Consider the following 14,929-nt stretch of genomic DNA (forward strand, 5'->3'; position numbering starts at 1 on the left):
TGAGGCTTTTTTTTGGTTTAATATAAAACCACATAAAACCATGAGTTTTTTAAATTCAATGTTGAAAATGTTTGTTGGAGACAAATCCAAGAAAGATATCAAGGGCTTACAGCCTATTATTGATAAAATCAAATCACACGAGCAACAACTATCACAATTGTCTCTTGATGATCTTAGGGCTCGAACAACAAACTTTAAGGCACAAATCGCGGAAGCGTGCAAAGAAAATAATGCGAAGATTGTTTCTTTACAAGAAGAAGCAGAAACAATTTCTGATATCGAACGTAAAGATGATATCTATCAAGAAATTGACAATCTTAGAAACGAAGAATACGAAATTACGGAAGCTGTCTTATTTGACATCTTACCAGAAGCATTTGCAGTTGTTAAAGAAACGGCAAAACGTTTTACAAATAATACGGAACTTACTGTTACGGCAACTCCGTATGACAGAGAATTATCTGGAAATCACGATTATGTAACACTTGATGGCGACAACGCTACTTGGCAAAACTCTTGGGACGCCGCTGGAAAGCAAGTCACTTGGGACATGATTCACTATGATGTGCAATTAATTGGTGGTATTACGATGCACCAAGGTAAAATTGCAGAAATGAAAACAGGAGAAGGAAAAACGTTGGTTGCAACGCTTTCTGTATACTTAAATGCATTGCCTGCAAAAGGTGTGCATTTGGTAACTGTGAATGATTACTTAGCAAAACGTGATAGCGCGTGGATGGCGCCAATATTCCAATTCCACGGATTTACGATTGATTGTATTGATTATCATCAACCAAACTCTGAAGCGAGAAGAAAAGCGTATGCCGCTGATATTACCTACGGAACAAATAATGAATTTGGTTTCGATTACTTGCGTGATAACATGTCGCATTCGCCAAATGATTTGGTACAACGTGCTCCCAATTATGCCATTGTCGATGAAGTCGATTCTGTATTAGTTGATGATGCTCGTACGCCATTAATTATTTCTGGCCCAATTCCGCAAGGAGATTTACATGAATTTGATGAATTAAAACCTAAAATTGCTGATTTAGTTACCAAACAACGTCAGTATTTAACAGGTGTTTTGGCGGAAGCTAAAAAAATGATTAAAGACGGTGAAACCAAAGAAGGTGGATTCTTATTGTTAAGAGTTTTTAGAGGTTTGCCTAAAAATAAAGCATTAATAAAGTTCTTAAGTGAAGAAGGTGTAAAACAATTACTCCAAAAAACAGAGAACACATATATGCAAGACAACAATCGCGAAATGCATAAAATTGATGCAGAATTATTATTCGTGATTGAAGAAAAGAACAATCAAATTGATTTAACAGATAAAGGTGTTGAATATTTATCTGGCGGAAGCAATGATGCAGATTTCTTTGTAATGCCTGACATTGGTGGAGAAATTGCCAAAATTGAAGCACAAGAGTTCGAAAAAGAAAAAGAAATTGAGCTAAAAGAAAAATTATTTAGTGAATTTCAAGTTAAAAGTGAACGTATTCATACCTTAAGTCAATTACTAAAAGCCTACACACTTTTTGAAAAAGATGTAGAATACGTAGTAATGGACAACAAAGTGAAGATTGTTGATGAGCAAACCGGTCGTATTATGGACGGACGTCGATATTCTGACGGATTACACCAAGCGATTGAAGCAAAAGAAAATGTAAAAATTGAAGATGCTACACAAACGTTTGCAACAGTAACTTTACAGAACTACTTCAGAATGTACCGTAAACTATCAGGAATGACAGGAACGGCAGTAACGGAAGCAGGAGAATTATGGGAAATCTATAAATTGGATGTTATTGAAATTCCAACAAATAGACCTATTGCACGTAAAGACAAAGAAGATTTAATCTACAAAACAAAACGTGAAAAATACAATGCCATTATTGATGAGGTAACTGAATTGTCTAGACAAGGAAGACCTGTATTAATTGGTACAACTTCGGTTGAAATTTCGGAATTACTAGGAAGAATGCTTTCTATTCGTAAAATTCCGCACAATGTATTGAACGCAAAATTACACCAACGTGAAGCAGATATTGTAGCGGAAGCTGGAGAACCAGGACAAGTTACGATTGCAACAAACATGGCAGGTCGTGGAACGGATATTAAATTGAGTGACGCTGTAAAAGCTGCTGGCGGATTAGCCATTGTTGGTACAGAACGTCATGATTCTCGTCGTGTAGATAGACAGTTACGAGGTAGATCTGGTCGTCAAGGAGATCCAGGAAGTTCACAATTTTATGTTTCTTTGGAAGATAACCTGATGCGTTTATTTGGTTCTGAAAGAGTTGCTAAAATGATGGACAGAATGGGATTAAAAGAAGGTGAAGTAATTCAGCATTCCATGATGACAAAATCTATTGAACGCGCGCAGAAAAAAGTGGAAGAGAATAACTTCGGAATTCGGAAGCGTTTGTTAGAATATGATGATGTAATGAATGCACAACGTGAAGTTGTATACAAACGTCGTCGTCACGCGTTACATGGAGAACGTTTAAAGGTAGATATTTCGAATATGGTGTATGACACTACCGAAATCATTACGCAAACAAATAAAGCCGCTAACGATTATAAAAACTTTGAATTCGAATTATTTCGCTACTTCTCTATCGAAAGTCCAATTTCGGAAGACGAATTTAAAAAAATGACGGAGCAAGAAATCATTGGTAAAGTATATACGGCAGCTTTCAAACACTACAATGCTAAAATGGAGAAAAACGCGGAAGCAGTTTTCCCAGTAATTAAGCAAGTGTATGAAAATCCAGATAACAAATACGAACGCATTGTTATTAAGTTTACTGACGGAACAAAAGAATTGAATGTTGTCAGTGATTTAAAAGAAGCATACGATTCTAAAGGAAAACAAATGGTGACGGATTTCGAAAAGAATATTTCGTTGGCTATTATTGATGATGCTTGGAAAACGCACTTGCGTAAGATGGACGAATTGAAGCAATCAGTTCAGTTGGCTGTGCATGAGCAGAAAGATCCGTTATTAATTTACAAATTTGAAGCTTTTGAATTGTTCAAAGGTGTGATTGATAAAGTAAATCGTGAAATTTTATCGTTCTTGTTTAAAGGAGAATTAGAAAATAATGATCCAAACAAAGTTCAAGAAGCACGTGAGCAAAAACGTAGAAAAGAAAACTATACAACTTCGAAAGAAGAAGTATTGAACAGTGATGAAAAATCTGCGGCAAATCGTCAAGCAATGCAATCATCTGGTCAAAAACGTCCCCAAGTTACAGAAACCATTGTTCGCGATAAGCCAAAAATTGGTCGTAACGAACGTGTTACCATCAAAAATGTAATGACTGGTGAAAACAAAACTGTAAAGTATAAACAAGCTGAACCGTTGATTTCTAAAGGACAATGGGTTATTGTTGAGGAATAACACTTCGAGTGCCTCAGTGTTCGCGCTGAGCCAAGCCTCAGTGTACTGATATATAATTTATATAAAACTCTCATGGAAACGTGGGAGTTTTTTTGATTAAAACATTAAAGGATTAAATGATTGAAAAATTACGTCTTTGCGAGTGTTTTGTTTACATTGAGCTGAGTTGAAATGAAAAAACTTGTGGTAATCTGTTTGTAGTTTAACAGATTGCTTCCCACGTGTCAAGCACGAGGTCGCAATGACGTTTCAAGTCCAGCAATCTAAGCGTTGACTGAGGTACTCGAAGTCAACTCTCCAAACTTCTCGAAAAACGTTTGCTTATAATATGTATTTGAATAAGAACGAAGATTCCTAAGAAAACTGTGCAATACACATATGTATTCGGAACGGAGAATGTGATGTTATATTTTTGGACGAATAAACCAGCTAAATTCCAATCGCCAAGAACAGAAAAACCAAGCGAGAAGCGTGTCAATACAAACGTGAATAGGAAGAATAATGACGCAATAAGCATCCAACCAACGTTGGTTATTAATGGTTTGTAGACTTTTACCGAAACTTTTTCTTTGGAAACTTCTGCCATGACTTTGGCTAAAAAATCTATGGAAGGTGTTGTCAATCCAGCTTCTTGGATGACATCTTTTGTGAATTGATCTAATTTTTTATTTTCTACTTCCATGACTCAAATATATAGGTTCTACAACATTTTTCAAGATATGATATAATTTTTTTCGACTGCGATGTAATTTGATTTTTACATTATCATACGATATTTTAACAATTTCCGAGATTTCTTTCAATGATAAATCTTCAAAATAAAACAACGTTAACAACACGCGCTCATCCTCAGGCAACTGTAACAATGCTTTTTCAATAGTTTGCTTTTTCTCTTTCGCTTCTATATAACTTAGTGCATCTTGCATTGTTCCAATATCACTTTCGTGAATTTCATCAATATGTTCTGAGTAAATGACTCTTTTGTTCTTTTTAATACAATCCAAACTCGTATTATAGACAATTCTGTACAGCCACGTAGAAAATTTAGACGTTCCTTTAAACGTGTCTAATGCTTTGTATGCTTTCACAAATGTATCTTGCGCAACTTCTTCCGCATCTTCCCTATTTCCTACCATACGCATCGCCAACGTAAAAATCATAGTTTGATATTTAGTCACAAGCATCGCATACGCATTCACGTTTCCTGCACGAATTTCAAGAATACAGTCTTGGTCGGTTTTTTGAGTCATTTGTTGTTAAGACGATTGCTTTGTTTGATTGGTTACAGTTTTTTGGGTTTTTTATTTGGTAGTTGGGTTTTATTAGGTAGTTGGGTTTTGGGTGTTAGGTTTTAGGATGTTTGCTATTTGTTAATTCGCGTTTTGTTGATTTGTTTTTCTGTTGGTAATTATTAGTTAAAATTTACTTTTACATTTTAAATTTCGTTATTCGTTATTCGTTATTCGTTATTCGGTGTTCATGTGTTCATGTGTTCATGTGTTCATGTGTTCATGTGAAATTACTTTTTAATTTAAAATTTATCATTAATAATTTATCATTTCAAAAAAATTTCACATTTTCTGTAACCAAAACAAAAAACCATTCGTCATAATGGGCAAATACAAAAACTAAACTTTAAAAAACAATTCATTATGGGATCAGAAGTAATTATAATGCCAGCAATTTTGGGAGTCATTTTCGGAATCTACTATTTGTACATTTCGTCAAGAAACAAAGAACGTTTAGCATTGATTGAAAAAGGAGCTGATGCTTCTATCTTTTTCAGCTCAAAAAAATCATTAACACCAACGTGGAAAGTATTGGTATTGAATCTTGCCGTTTTGATGATGGGAATTGGATTAGGCATTTTTATTGGAAATATGATGCATGTTTCTTTCGGTTTACATGAAAGTGTAGCATTTCCAGGAACGATTTTCTTAGTTGGCGGAATCTCATTATTCACTGGTTTCTTCTTAACGAAAAAACTAGTCGAGAATGCATAATTGATTTCATCAGTCAAAAAGCGCAGTTAGTTAATTACACTAAACGATTGTTTATCTTCGGATTCGCAGTCGTTTTTTCATTTTGAGTAGACTTCGAGAAAACCTCAGTCTACCTTATATTATTGAAAGATTTAAGAATTGAAAAACTTTCATCTTTGCAAGGTGCAAAAGCAATCTTTTACATACAAATTACTTCACTATCGTTCGTAATGACGTTTCAAACAATCTGAAATACCAGAATTCGTATCTTTACAGATGTTAAAAGTAACCCAAATTTTAAGTCGTTCCGTAAGTTTTTACCTTTGATTCGACTTAGATAAAAAATAATTAACATGAAATCGATATCTCTAACTTTTATAACCGTACTCTTTTTTACATTAAGTTGCAACTCAAATACAACATCGAAAGAAGCTGTACACAAAGAAAAAATGACACAACAAGATTTGGCAAAGTATGAAACTGCCTATTTTGCAAGCGGTTGTTTTTGGTGTGTGGAAGCTGTTTTTGAAAGCGTAAAAGGCGTGAAAGAAGTTGTTTCTGGTTATGCTGGCGGAAAAGCGGAAACTGCTAATTATCAATTGGTAAGTGCTGGAAGAACAGATCACGCGGAAGCGGTAAAAGTATTTTATGATGCAAAAGTCGTTTCATATGAAACTTTAGTGAAAGTATTTTTTGGTTCGCACGATCCAACAACGCTGAACAGACAAGGTCCGGATGCTGGTAGACAATATCGTTCGGCTATATTTTATAAAGATTCTAAAGAGAAAAAAATCGTAGATGATTACATTTCAAAATTAAAAACGGATAAAGTTTTCAGCGGAACAATTACTACAGAAATAACAAAATACACTGCTTTTTACGATGCAGAAGCATATCACCAAGATTACGAAGCAAACAATCCGAATAATGGATATATCAGAGGTGTTTCTGTCCCGAGATTAAAGCGTTTTCAAAAGAAATTTCCAGAATTATTGAAAAAAGATGCGCATTAGTTTGATTGAAAGATTGAAGTATTCAATGATTGAAAAATGATTGCGAAACCATAATTTATAGTATAAACCGATAGCGTTAGTTGTCGGTTTTTTTTATACGTTAACTTAGTCTCAAATTAAAAAAACTTCAACATTCGATATTCTTTGATTGATATTCGATATTTAAGCATCTTCCATTTCAAATTCAAATTCAAGTTCAAGTTCAAAAACACAACGCTCACAAAGAATATGCAACGCTTACAAAAAATAGTTTGTGAATCATTATCTTTTTCTTACATTTAGAAAGTAATTACATACAGAAAACGCGTTTTTTCAATTTTAACGAATTAAACACTTTTAAATTATGAAGAAAAAAATGATCTCATTTGCTTCTTTAGGACTTGTATGTGCTACATTTTTCCTGAGTTGCGAAACAAAAAACCAAGCAGAAGAAGAACAATTAGACTTAGCGTTGGAAGTTCCTACGAAAATAATTTCCAATACACAAGCGGCGAAACTTTTTCAAAACGATCAAACTACACGATTAACACGAATTGGAAAAGAAGATACTACGTTTGAAGACAAAGCAATTCATTTTGAACTTGAAACTTTAGATACTTATATCAATCATTTAGAAACTATAGTTGTTTCTAAAAACATTCCGATTACAGGTCTCAGTTTTATTTTTGGCACTGATGCAAATGGCAAAAGAACAACGTTTTTAATGCCGTCTACACGAAATGCAACGCTAGATTATCAAGAATCTTTCACTATTGAAAACGGAAAATTTCTAACATATAAACATATTAATTCTTCTTTAAAATTGCAAAATAGCTCGCAAAATGATGAAAACTTAGTATTATCAACAAATGGTTATTTGTCTTTTAATGAAGCTGTTACACTTTTTAACACCTATCAAACACAATATATTCAGCCGTTTCAAGCTAAAGTCAAAAAGGATTATTACACAAAAGCGGTTTGGTATTCGTTGGAAGAAATTAAAGGATATATTGACTATCTAAAGAAAAAATCTACGAATCATAATTTAGCAATTACAGGTATTGATGTCTTTTTTGGTGTGTATAATAATGATGCTAGTCTGGAATTGAAATCAAATGCACAAACTGTTTTCTTAGCAGCAAGTACGCAACGACAAACTATTATTAATGTTGAAGGGGAATCATTGAAAGGTTTTGCTCAAAATAGTTTTATTGCGAAAGAAAGTGATGAAAATATGGATGGAAGTTTAACTTTTAATATTGGAGAACTCTCTCCACCGCCACCAAGAGGTCATCATTAACAATGAAAATAATTATATAAAAGTTCAAAACCGACAACTCACCTTGTCGGTTTTTTTGCTTCGAGTACTTTAGTCTATCTTTCTACAAACAGAATGCCTAATTCTAATTTTACATACGATTCATTTTTCTGATATCTATAAATTGAAAGTGTGCGTTTTGATGACAATTACACATAAAAAAACGACAGATACACATCTTCTTCAAATCGGTAGAATCTTTTTATTACTTTTAAATAGTAATTACACCTCCAAGTCGCAATTTTTAATAAAACTCAAGTATGAGAAGTCTGTAAAGACGAACTCAAAACCGTACGTTGAATCAATTCTGCTGAAAAGTGGAATCATAATTCATATCAATTATTAATATCAAAAACTAACCACCATGAAGAAAAGAATGTTATCATTTGCTTCTTTAGGACTTGTCTGTGCGACACTTTTCCTAAGTTGTAATACACATAACCAACACGAAGAAGAACTACTCGATTCAGCGTTAGAAATACCTGCAAAGATTATTTCTAACGTAGATGCAGCCACACTTTTTCAGAACGATCACAGCACGCGACTTTCTCAAATTGGGAAATCAACAACTACGTTTAAAGACAAAGCAATTCATTTTGAACTTGAAACTTTAGATACTTATATCAATCATTTAGAAACTATAGCTGTTTCTAAAAACATTCCGATTACAGGTCTCAGTTTTATTTTTGGCACTGATGCAAATGGCAAAAGAACAACGTTTTTAATGCCGTCTACACGAAATGTAACGCTAGATTATCAAGAATCTTTCACTATTGAAAACGGAAAATTTCTAACATTTAAACATATTAATTCTTCTTTAGAATTGCAAAATAGCTCGCAAAATGATGAAAACTTAGTATTATCAACAAATGGTTATTTGTCTTTTAATGAAGCTGTAACACTTTTTAACACCTATCAAACACAATATATTCAGCCGTTTCAAGCTAAAGTCAAAAAGGATTATTACACAAAAGCGGTTTGGTATTCGTTGGAAGAAATGAAAGGATATATTGACTATCTACAAAAGAAATCTACGAATCATAATTTAGCAATTACTGGTATTGATGTATTTTTTGGTGTGTATAATACTGATCCAAGTTTGGAATTAAAATCAAACGCGCAAACGGTTTTTCTAGTTGCGAGTGCACAACAACAAACAATTATTAATATTGAAGGGAAATCACTGAAAACCTTTATACAAAATGATTTCTTTTCAAAAGAAACTTCTACTACTGATGATGATGAAAGCTTGACTTATAATATGGGGCAATTATCTCCACCGCCAGTAAACAATTAAAAAATAACTTCCTCCAAGCCTATTTTATTTCTTCATAACATCTTATTGATTTTCTTTTTCACATACCATCTACACATAATTTTCAACATTCTACACATTTGTAGTCATTTTCTCCACTTTATTTCTTTTATCACTTTTTAGTTAAAGGGAAAAACACCCATTTTTCAAATACAAATTTTTTTTCTCGAAAGTTTGGTTAATTTTAACAAAAATTAAACAGACTAACAAAACTACAACCTTATGGAAAATTCAGTACCATTAATAATTGTTGCTTTACTCGTGGGAATTGCAATTGGTTATTTTATTTGTAAAAAATTAAGTGAGAACAACAATGGAAATCCTGATGCGAAAGCTCCTGAGGGCATCATTGAAGTAACTGATGCTGTAAACTTGCATGAAAACTATGTAGCCAAATTAAATGATCCTTCGCAAGGAACAACAACTAATCCTGATTTTAAAGAAACACAATTCGCTTGGTTTTCAATAGAGAAAATCCGTAACTATATTCAATATTTGGATAATGTAGAAAAAGTAAATCCAGAAAATCCTGAGATTTCTGGAGTTCGGGTATATTTTGGAAAATATAATCAACATAAGGATTATCCTAATCAACAAACAGTCTTCTTTACACCTACTGTTGATACAAAATTATCTGAAGAGTATCATAATATGAAAAATTTACCTTTTTCAATTATTCCAAACGATCCTTCATCTCCATTAGTTGGTAGATATAAAGTAATCACAAGATTGTTATTAGATGAACATAATGCAGATACAAGAGCGAATGAAGCTAATTTAAGTTTAGGTCATAAAACAAGTGAAAACTTAGTTCAAAAATCAAGTGCTGAAAATGATGATGATAATGGTACAAGTCTATCGTTTAATTTAGGACAATTAAGTCCGCCACCGCCGAGAGGATAATTATTTGAATAAAATTTCATGAATGAATTCTTAAATCAATTTACTTTTTCAATAAAAGATATAACACTTTATATAGAAATAACTGCTGCCATAATAGGTAGCATTTATTTCTATAAATATAAGAATTCATATCTGAGATATTTTTTAATATTCCTATGGTATGTTGTTGTAAATGAACTTATAGGAAAATATATTGCGGATGTTCTAACACACGATAATCTTATTTATTATAATGTTTATCTCTTTATAAATTTTCTTTTTCTTTTTTCAGTATATTGGCATTTCTTGAATAGAAAAAAATACAAGAAAATTGTAATCTACTTTAGTTTAACATATGCCATTTTTTTCATACTAAATGGAATTTTTATTGAAAATTATTACTCAAACCTTGTATCTATTCCATTTATTATTGGATCATGCTTTCTAATTATAACTATAATTTTCTATTTTGTAGAAATTTTGAACTCAGAAAGAGTACTATTTATGACTAGGTATCTTCTATTTTGGATTAGTGTAGGAGTATTATTATTCAATATAGGTATTATACCTTGGCTTATTTTTAGAAAGTATTTTTTTGAGACATATGAAGCTAATTTTGAATGGATGAATATTCTATCTTTGAGCTTAAGTTTAATTCTTAACATATCATATATTATAGGTTTTATATGCAGTTACAAAGTGGAGAAACAACAACCTTAGCAGCGATAGCAGCTGTTATTGCAACAATAGTTTTTATTTTACTTATTGTTGTAATTATTATACTTTTCTTGGTATTCATCAAGCGAAAGAACAAACTCTTGTCCGAAAGGCAATTAGCGCAACGAGAATTTGAAAACGCGATTGCAGAGACACAAATAGAAATCCGAGAACAAACACTTAGAAATATAAGTTGGGAATTGCACGATAATATCGGACAACTTCTGACGTTGGCTAAAATACAACTACATCAAATAGCAGATAGAAATGAAGATGTCGCGGAAGTTAGTGATACCATTTCAAAGAGTTTGACAGAGTTACGAGCGCTTTCAAAACTCATCAATCCAGATGCTTTGAAAAATCTTATGTTACCAGAAGCTTTAGGTTTGGAAGTCGCACGTTTTAATCGGTTAAATTTTATTGAAGCCACGTTAACCATAAACGGCGACGAAGAAATTATTGATGATAAAGCTGAAATTATTCTATTTCGAATCTTGCAAGAATTCTTTTCAAACACCATTAAACATGCAAAAGCTTCCACGCTTGACGTAACGCTGACGTATACACCTGAAAAACTGACAATTGCCGCAAAAGACAATGGACAAGGTTTTTCAGCATCAAATGATAAACTTACCAAAGGAATCGGATTACAAAACATGAGAAGTAGAGGAAAACTAATTGGCGCAGAAATCGAATTGGAATCTGAATTGGAAAAAGGCACAAACCTAACGATTATTCATTATCTTTAGCTTTCAAATATCGTAATTTGAATTACTTTTAGGAACATTAATTTTTAAATCTTTTAATAATTTAATCTTTCAATTATATTTAAACAACCACCAAAAATCACACAATTTTGAAAACATATTCCGTTGCAATCGTTGAAGATCATGTATTATTATCACAAGCCATTGGCGGCTTAGTCGATTCATTTGATCGCTTTAAGGTAAGTTATTTATGCAAAAATGGAAAAGAATTAATTACACGCTTGCAAGAAAATTCAAATCCGCCAGACATTGTTTTAATGGACATTAATATGCCAATTATGAATGGTATTGAAACTACGACTTGGATTACGGAACATTTTCCAAATATTGACGTTTTAGGACTTTCTATTGAAGAAGACGAACGTACCATAATTCAAATGTTACGCGCTGGTGCAAAAGGATATTTGATGAAAGATGTAGAAAAAAGTGTCTTAGAAATGGCACTGAATGAAGTTACTATCAATGGTTTTTATCATTCAAAACATGTCACGAATATTCTAATTGGTTCATTAAGCGGAAAAGGAAATAATGGCGCAAAACTGAAAGAAAATGAAATCTGTTTTATGAAGTTGGTGTGTACGGAAATGACATACAAGCAAATTGCAGATCAAATGTGTTTAAGTCCAAAAACGATTGATGGATATCGTGATGCATTATTCGAAAAATTGAGTGTAAAAAATCGAATTGGATTGGTAATTTATGCTATTAAAAATAAAATTTATTTGCCGTAGGTTTGTTGCTAGTTGCTAGTTGCTGGTTTCTAGTTATTAGCGTAAACTTATAAACCGATAAACTCATAAACTAAAAAATCGAGCATCGCGAGAAAACCTAATTCCTAATGCCTAATGCCTAATGCCTAATACCTAATACCTAAATTACGATTTCCCCTTCAACGAAACCTCACTAAACTTTGCATTAATATTAATCTCACTTCCCGAAGTATTCACTTTCTGATATCCGCGAACAATAGTATTAAACTGTGTTTTATTTTCAGTGCCAATGACTGAATCTGGATACGAAATACTAGATTTTGAACCTATATAATACAATTTAAAAGCAGCATCAGGCAATTGAATGCGCGCATCTGTATTTTCGAGAATAATATCTAACGTTTTAAAATTATCACTAACGTTATGAATCAATAATTTGCCAAAAGTTCCACTAATAATTCCCTTCTCTCCTAGCGTTCCCAAACTTACTTTGGACGAATTTGACATTAAATTAATAGCATTCACAAATTGTAAATCTACTGTATTCACAAAATTTACTTTCAATGTGCCATTATTCCATCTAGTTACATGAATAGGCGCATACGACGATTCTATCGTCGTATTTGCACCATTAATCACATTTGCATACAAAGCTGCGTGAGACAGCTTTGCGTTTACATTTTCACTTGTTGCCGCCAACGTTACTTCTCCATGTCGAACATTGAGTTTTAACTTGGTTTTCTTTGGCATTTTTATCTTGATGGTTTTCTTTACTTTATAATGTTTATTTCCTGATGAGATAAAGAAAACATCACTTTCGTTTCCATTTCTATTAAGATTAATAACACGATTATTTTGCAAGTTTGATTCTTGAATTAATTCGAATCTGTTCAATAACTCTTCTTTTTGTTTTAGCAATTCTTGCTTATTGAATGCTCTTCCTTTAGCAACAACTTTTCCTTGAATTTCTACAAGCCCCTTTTGTTGCTTTTCATTTACACTTTTCCGCAATTTATCTCGCTCTTCTTGTAGCTTCTCAAACTCAACTTTCCACTTTTCCATACCTTCTTTAAACTTCTTCTCATCAAAGCCATCTTTCCATTGCTTCTGCCATTTTTTCATATACGCTTCTCCATCTTTTTGATACGCTTCATAATCAAACTTTACACCTTCCATAGATTCCATCACTAAATTTGGCAACTCAGGAATCTCTGGGATTTCAGGCATTTCAAAAATTAATGGTCTTTGTAGTTGTTCAATAATAATTGGATCTGATAATGTAAATTGTCTGCTTTCGCCAAAAAATGAGCTGCTTCCTTTAGAAGTTACCGTTACTTTTTCGCTGTTTCCTATTGCTTCAAAATTCCACTTTTTAAAATACGCTTCTATCTCTTCTTCGGTTGCGTCTTCAATTTCAATAGTAGCAGTAATTTCGATTTTGTTTTTATTCCAAGTATCAAATTCAACATCAGCATGCGACGTATTAATTTCTAACGTAACATCTTTATTTACGGTGAAAACTTCCTTTTTTGTTCGTTTTTTTGATTGCGAATATCCAAATGTAATGATCAACAAAGCGATCAATACACATGATTTCATTTTTGATTTATGCATCATTTTCTGATTTTTTTAGTTCGTTCAATTTTTCCTTTAATTGGTATAGCAATTTCAGTCTAAACTGTAAGTTATCAATCATAGCATTAATAGTTTGCTCGTTTGGTCCTATTTCGTTCAACTCTTCTTGAAGCACTTTTTGTTCTTCATTCAACAAAGAAAGTTTTTCCATGTAGCTACTAAATAATTGTTTCCCAACTTCGGAAACTTCTACTTGTGTCAATTCATAATTGATGTTTGCTACATAATAATCTTCAATCTTTTTTAAATCGGGAGAAATATCGCCTAAGCTTACCGAAGATTTTTTAGTGGTTTCAGTATCAGTTTTCACAACTTCTTCTCCTGAAATGTCAGGTTTTTGCTGCAATTGATGATAAGTCAAACCTCCTAAACTCACAATTAAAAGTACAGCCGCAGCAATTTTATAAAAAGAGAAAGAACGCTTTTTCGTTGGCTTTTCTTTTGGTGACATCGCTGTATCCAATCGATCTAAAAAACGTGCTTCATGTCCGTCAGGCAATTCATTTTGAATATGTAACGGTTCTGTTTTCAACAAATCTTTAATATCCTGTCCCATAGTTCCTTTTTTTTAATGCTTGCTGTAATTTCTTCTTTCCTCGTAATAACTGTGTTCGTGATGCCGTTGTTGAAATATTTAATATTTCCGAAATCTCTTGATGATCGTAGCCTTCAAGTAAAAAAAGCATTACTACAATTCTATATTTCTCAGGCAAATTTTCAATCTCGTTTTTTACTTCTTCCAACGTGGTTTCATCACTTGTTTCCCAACTATCTTCATCGGCAACAATTTCTAAGTGCGCTTCATCAATAGTTAGATAATAATTTTGTTTAGCACGTAATTTGTCTAAACTCTTGTGAATGACAATCTTTTTTAACCATGCACCAAAACTGACTTCAGCCTTAAATTGATCAATTTTTTGAAATGCGTTAATAAATGCTTCTTGCATTGCATCTTCGGCATCTTCTGTATGTTTCAAGAATCGATTGGCAACAATAAACATTCCTTCACAATACTGCCTGTACAAATGCAGTTGCGCTTTCCTGTCGTTATTCTTACACTTCTTGATGAGCTCGGTTTGAAACATACTCAAGTTGACTGTTTTCTGGTTTTGGTTAATTGCTATACATCTCTAAAGACGTAACATATTTTAGAATGTTGCAATAATGTAAAAAAAACGTGCTAATTAATACGTTTTATAGTT

At 32.6% G+C, this 14,929-nt stretch carries 13 protein-coding genes; 8 read left to right on the forward strand and 5 right to left on the reverse strand.

From position 1 onward, the window contains the following. The first annotated feature begins 40 nt into the window (after nucleotides 1-40). Nucleotides 41-3,409 carry a preprotein translocase subunit SecA gene (gene secA / locus IMCC3317_RS02920; RefSeq protein ID WP_160128011.1) on the forward strand — a complete coding sequence of 1,123 codons (3,369 nt, stop codon included), beginning with the start codon at nucleotides 41-43 and terminating at the stop codon, nucleotides 3,407-3,409. A gap of 289 nt (nucleotides 3,410-3,698) precedes the next feature. Here the strand turns inward: secA and IMCC3317_RS02925 are convergent, their stop codons facing one another. Next, nucleotides 3,699-4,091, reverse strand: a complete 393-nt coding sequence (locus IMCC3317_RS02925; protein WP_160128012.1) for a hypothetical protein — start codon at nucleotides 4,089-4,091, stop codon at nucleotides 3,699-3,701. Continuing rightward, complete coding sequence (locus IMCC3317_RS02930) at nucleotides 4,075-4,659, reverse strand: RNA polymerase sigma factor (protein WP_160128013.1); 585 nt, start codon at nucleotides 4,657-4,659, stop codon at nucleotides 4,075-4,077. Before IMCC3317_RS02930 ends, IMCC3317_RS02925 begins: the two co-directional genes overlap by 17 nt. 402 nt (nucleotides 4,660-5,061) lie before the next feature. Here IMCC3317_RS02930 and IMCC3317_RS02935 point away from each other — a divergent pair, with 402 nt between their 5' ends. The 7 genes from IMCC3317_RS02935 (at nucleotide 5,062) to IMCC3317_RS02965 (ending at nucleotide 12,113) form a co-directional block, all read left to right on the forward strand. Further along, entirely contained in the window at nucleotides 5,062-5,412 is a 351-nt protein-coding gene (locus tag IMCC3317_RS02935; RefSeq protein WP_160128014.1) for a DUF6249 domain-containing protein, read from the forward strand. A gap of 332 nt (nucleotides 5,413-5,744) precedes the next feature. Beyond that, complete coding sequence (msrA, locus tag IMCC3317_RS02940) at nucleotides 5,745-6,404, forward strand: peptide-methionine (S)-S-oxide reductase MsrA (RefSeq protein ID WP_160128015.1); 660 nt, start codon at nucleotides 5,745-5,747, stop codon at nucleotides 6,402-6,404. A 343-nt stretch (nucleotides 6,405-6,747) separates the two neighbouring features. Further along, entirely contained in the window at nucleotides 6,748-7,683 is a 936-nt protein-coding gene (locus IMCC3317_RS02945) for a hypothetical protein (RefSeq protein ID WP_160128016.1), read from the forward strand. A gap of 382 nt (nucleotides 7,684-8,065) precedes the next feature. Continuing rightward, complete coding sequence (locus tag IMCC3317_RS02950; RefSeq protein WP_160128017.1) at nucleotides 8,066-8,998, forward strand: hypothetical protein; 933 nt, start codon at nucleotides 8,066-8,068, stop codon at nucleotides 8,996-8,998. A 240-nt stretch (nucleotides 8,999-9,238) separates the two neighbouring features. Next, nucleotides 9,239-9,919 (forward strand): hypothetical protein, encoded by a 681-nt coding sequence (locus tag IMCC3317_RS02955; protein WP_160128018.1) that lies wholly within the window; start codon nucleotides 9,239-9,241, stop codon nucleotides 9,917-9,919. A 665-nt stretch (nucleotides 9,920-10,584) separates the two neighbouring features. Next, entirely contained in the window at nucleotides 10,585-11,364 is a 780-nt protein-coding gene (locus IMCC3317_RS02960) for a sensor histidine kinase (RefSeq protein WP_160128019.1), read from the forward strand. Between the two features lie 107 nt (nucleotides 11,365-11,471). Next, nucleotides 11,472-12,113 carry a response regulator transcription factor gene (locus IMCC3317_RS02965; protein WP_160128020.1) on the forward strand — a complete coding sequence of 214 codons (642 nt, stop codon included), beginning with the start codon at nucleotides 11,472-11,474 and terminating at the stop codon, nucleotides 12,111-12,113. A gap of 144 nt (nucleotides 12,114-12,257) precedes the next feature. On the opposite strand, the gene IMCC3317_RS02970 is transcribed toward IMCC3317_RS02965, so the two are convergent. Genes IMCC3317_RS02970 through IMCC3317_RS02980 form a run of 3 tightly spaced genes read right to left on the reverse strand, consistent with a single transcriptional unit; the run spans nucleotide 12,258 to nucleotide 14,812 of the window. Beyond that, nucleotides 12,258-13,709 carry a hypothetical protein gene (locus IMCC3317_RS02970; protein WP_160128021.1) on the reverse strand — a complete coding sequence of 484 codons (1,452 nt, stop codon included), beginning with the start codon at nucleotides 13,707-13,709 and terminating at the stop codon, nucleotides 12,258-12,260. Then, on the reverse strand, nucleotides 13,699-14,283 hold the full coding sequence (locus IMCC3317_RS02975; protein WP_160128022.1) for a hypothetical protein: 585 nt from the start codon (nucleotides 14,281-14,283) through the stop codon (nucleotides 13,699-13,701). Before IMCC3317_RS02975 ends, IMCC3317_RS02970 begins: the two co-directional genes overlap by 11 nt. Then, a complete protein-coding gene (locus IMCC3317_RS02980) occupies nucleotides 14,267-14,812 on the reverse strand; it encodes an RNA polymerase sigma factor (protein ID WP_160128023.1) in 546 nt (181 codons plus the stop codon). The genes IMCC3317_RS02975 and IMCC3317_RS02980 overlap by 17 nt, the downstream gene beginning before the upstream one ends. Nucleotides 14,813-14,929: the final 117 nt, after the last annotated feature.

Origin of the sequence: Kordia antarctica (assembly GCF_009901525.1) — a bacterium.
In the GTDB taxonomy this organism is placed as follows: Bacteria; Bacteroidota; Bacteroidia; order Flavobacteriales; family Flavobacteriaceae; genus Kordia; species Kordia antarctica.

Excerpts from the sequence above, each read along its gene's own strand:
- secA (WP_160128011.1), top strand. The coding sequence starts at position 41 with ATGAGTTTTTTAAATTCAATGTTGAAAATGTTTGTTGGAGACAAATCC.
- IMCC3317_RS02960 (WP_160128019.1), top strand. The coding sequence starts at position 10,585 with ATGCAGTTACAAAGTGGAGAAACAACAACCTTAGCAGCGATAGCAGCT.
- IMCC3317_RS02935 (WP_160128014.1), top strand. The coding sequence starts at position 5,062 with ATGGGATCAGAAGTAATTATAATGCCAGCAATTTTGGGAGTCATTTTC.
- msrA (WP_160128015.1), top strand. The coding sequence starts at position 5,745 with ATGAAATCGATATCTCTAACTTTTATAACCGTACTCTTTTTTACATTA.
- IMCC3317_RS02945 (WP_160128016.1), top strand. The coding sequence starts at position 6,748 with ATGAAGAAAAAAATGATCTCATTTGCTTCTTTAGGACTTGTATGTGCT.
- IMCC3317_RS02980 (WP_160128023.1), bottom strand. The coding sequence starts at position 14,812 with ATGTTTCAAACCGAGCTCATCAAGAAGTGTAAGAATAACGACAGGAAA.
- IMCC3317_RS02950 (WP_160128017.1), top strand. The coding sequence starts at position 8,066 with ATGAAGAAAAGAATGTTATCATTTGCTTCTTTAGGACTTGTCTGTGCG.
- IMCC3317_RS02970 (WP_160128021.1), bottom strand. The coding sequence starts at position 13,709 with ATGATGCATAAATCAAAAATGAAATCATGTGTATTGATCGCTTTGTTG.
- IMCC3317_RS02930 (WP_160128013.1), bottom strand. The coding sequence starts at position 4,659 with ATGACTCAAAAAACCGACCAAGACTGTATTCTTGAAATTCGTGCAGGA.
- IMCC3317_RS02925 (WP_160128012.1), bottom strand. The coding sequence starts at position 4,091 with ATGGAAGTAGAAAATAAAAAATTAGATCAATTCACAAAAGATGTCATC.
- IMCC3317_RS02955 (WP_160128018.1), top strand. The coding sequence starts at position 9,239 with ATGGAAAATTCAGTACCATTAATAATTGTTGCTTTACTCGTGGGAATT.
- IMCC3317_RS02975 (WP_160128022.1), bottom strand. The coding sequence starts at position 14,283 with ATGGGACAGGATATTAAAGATTTGTTGAAAACAGAACCGTTACATATT.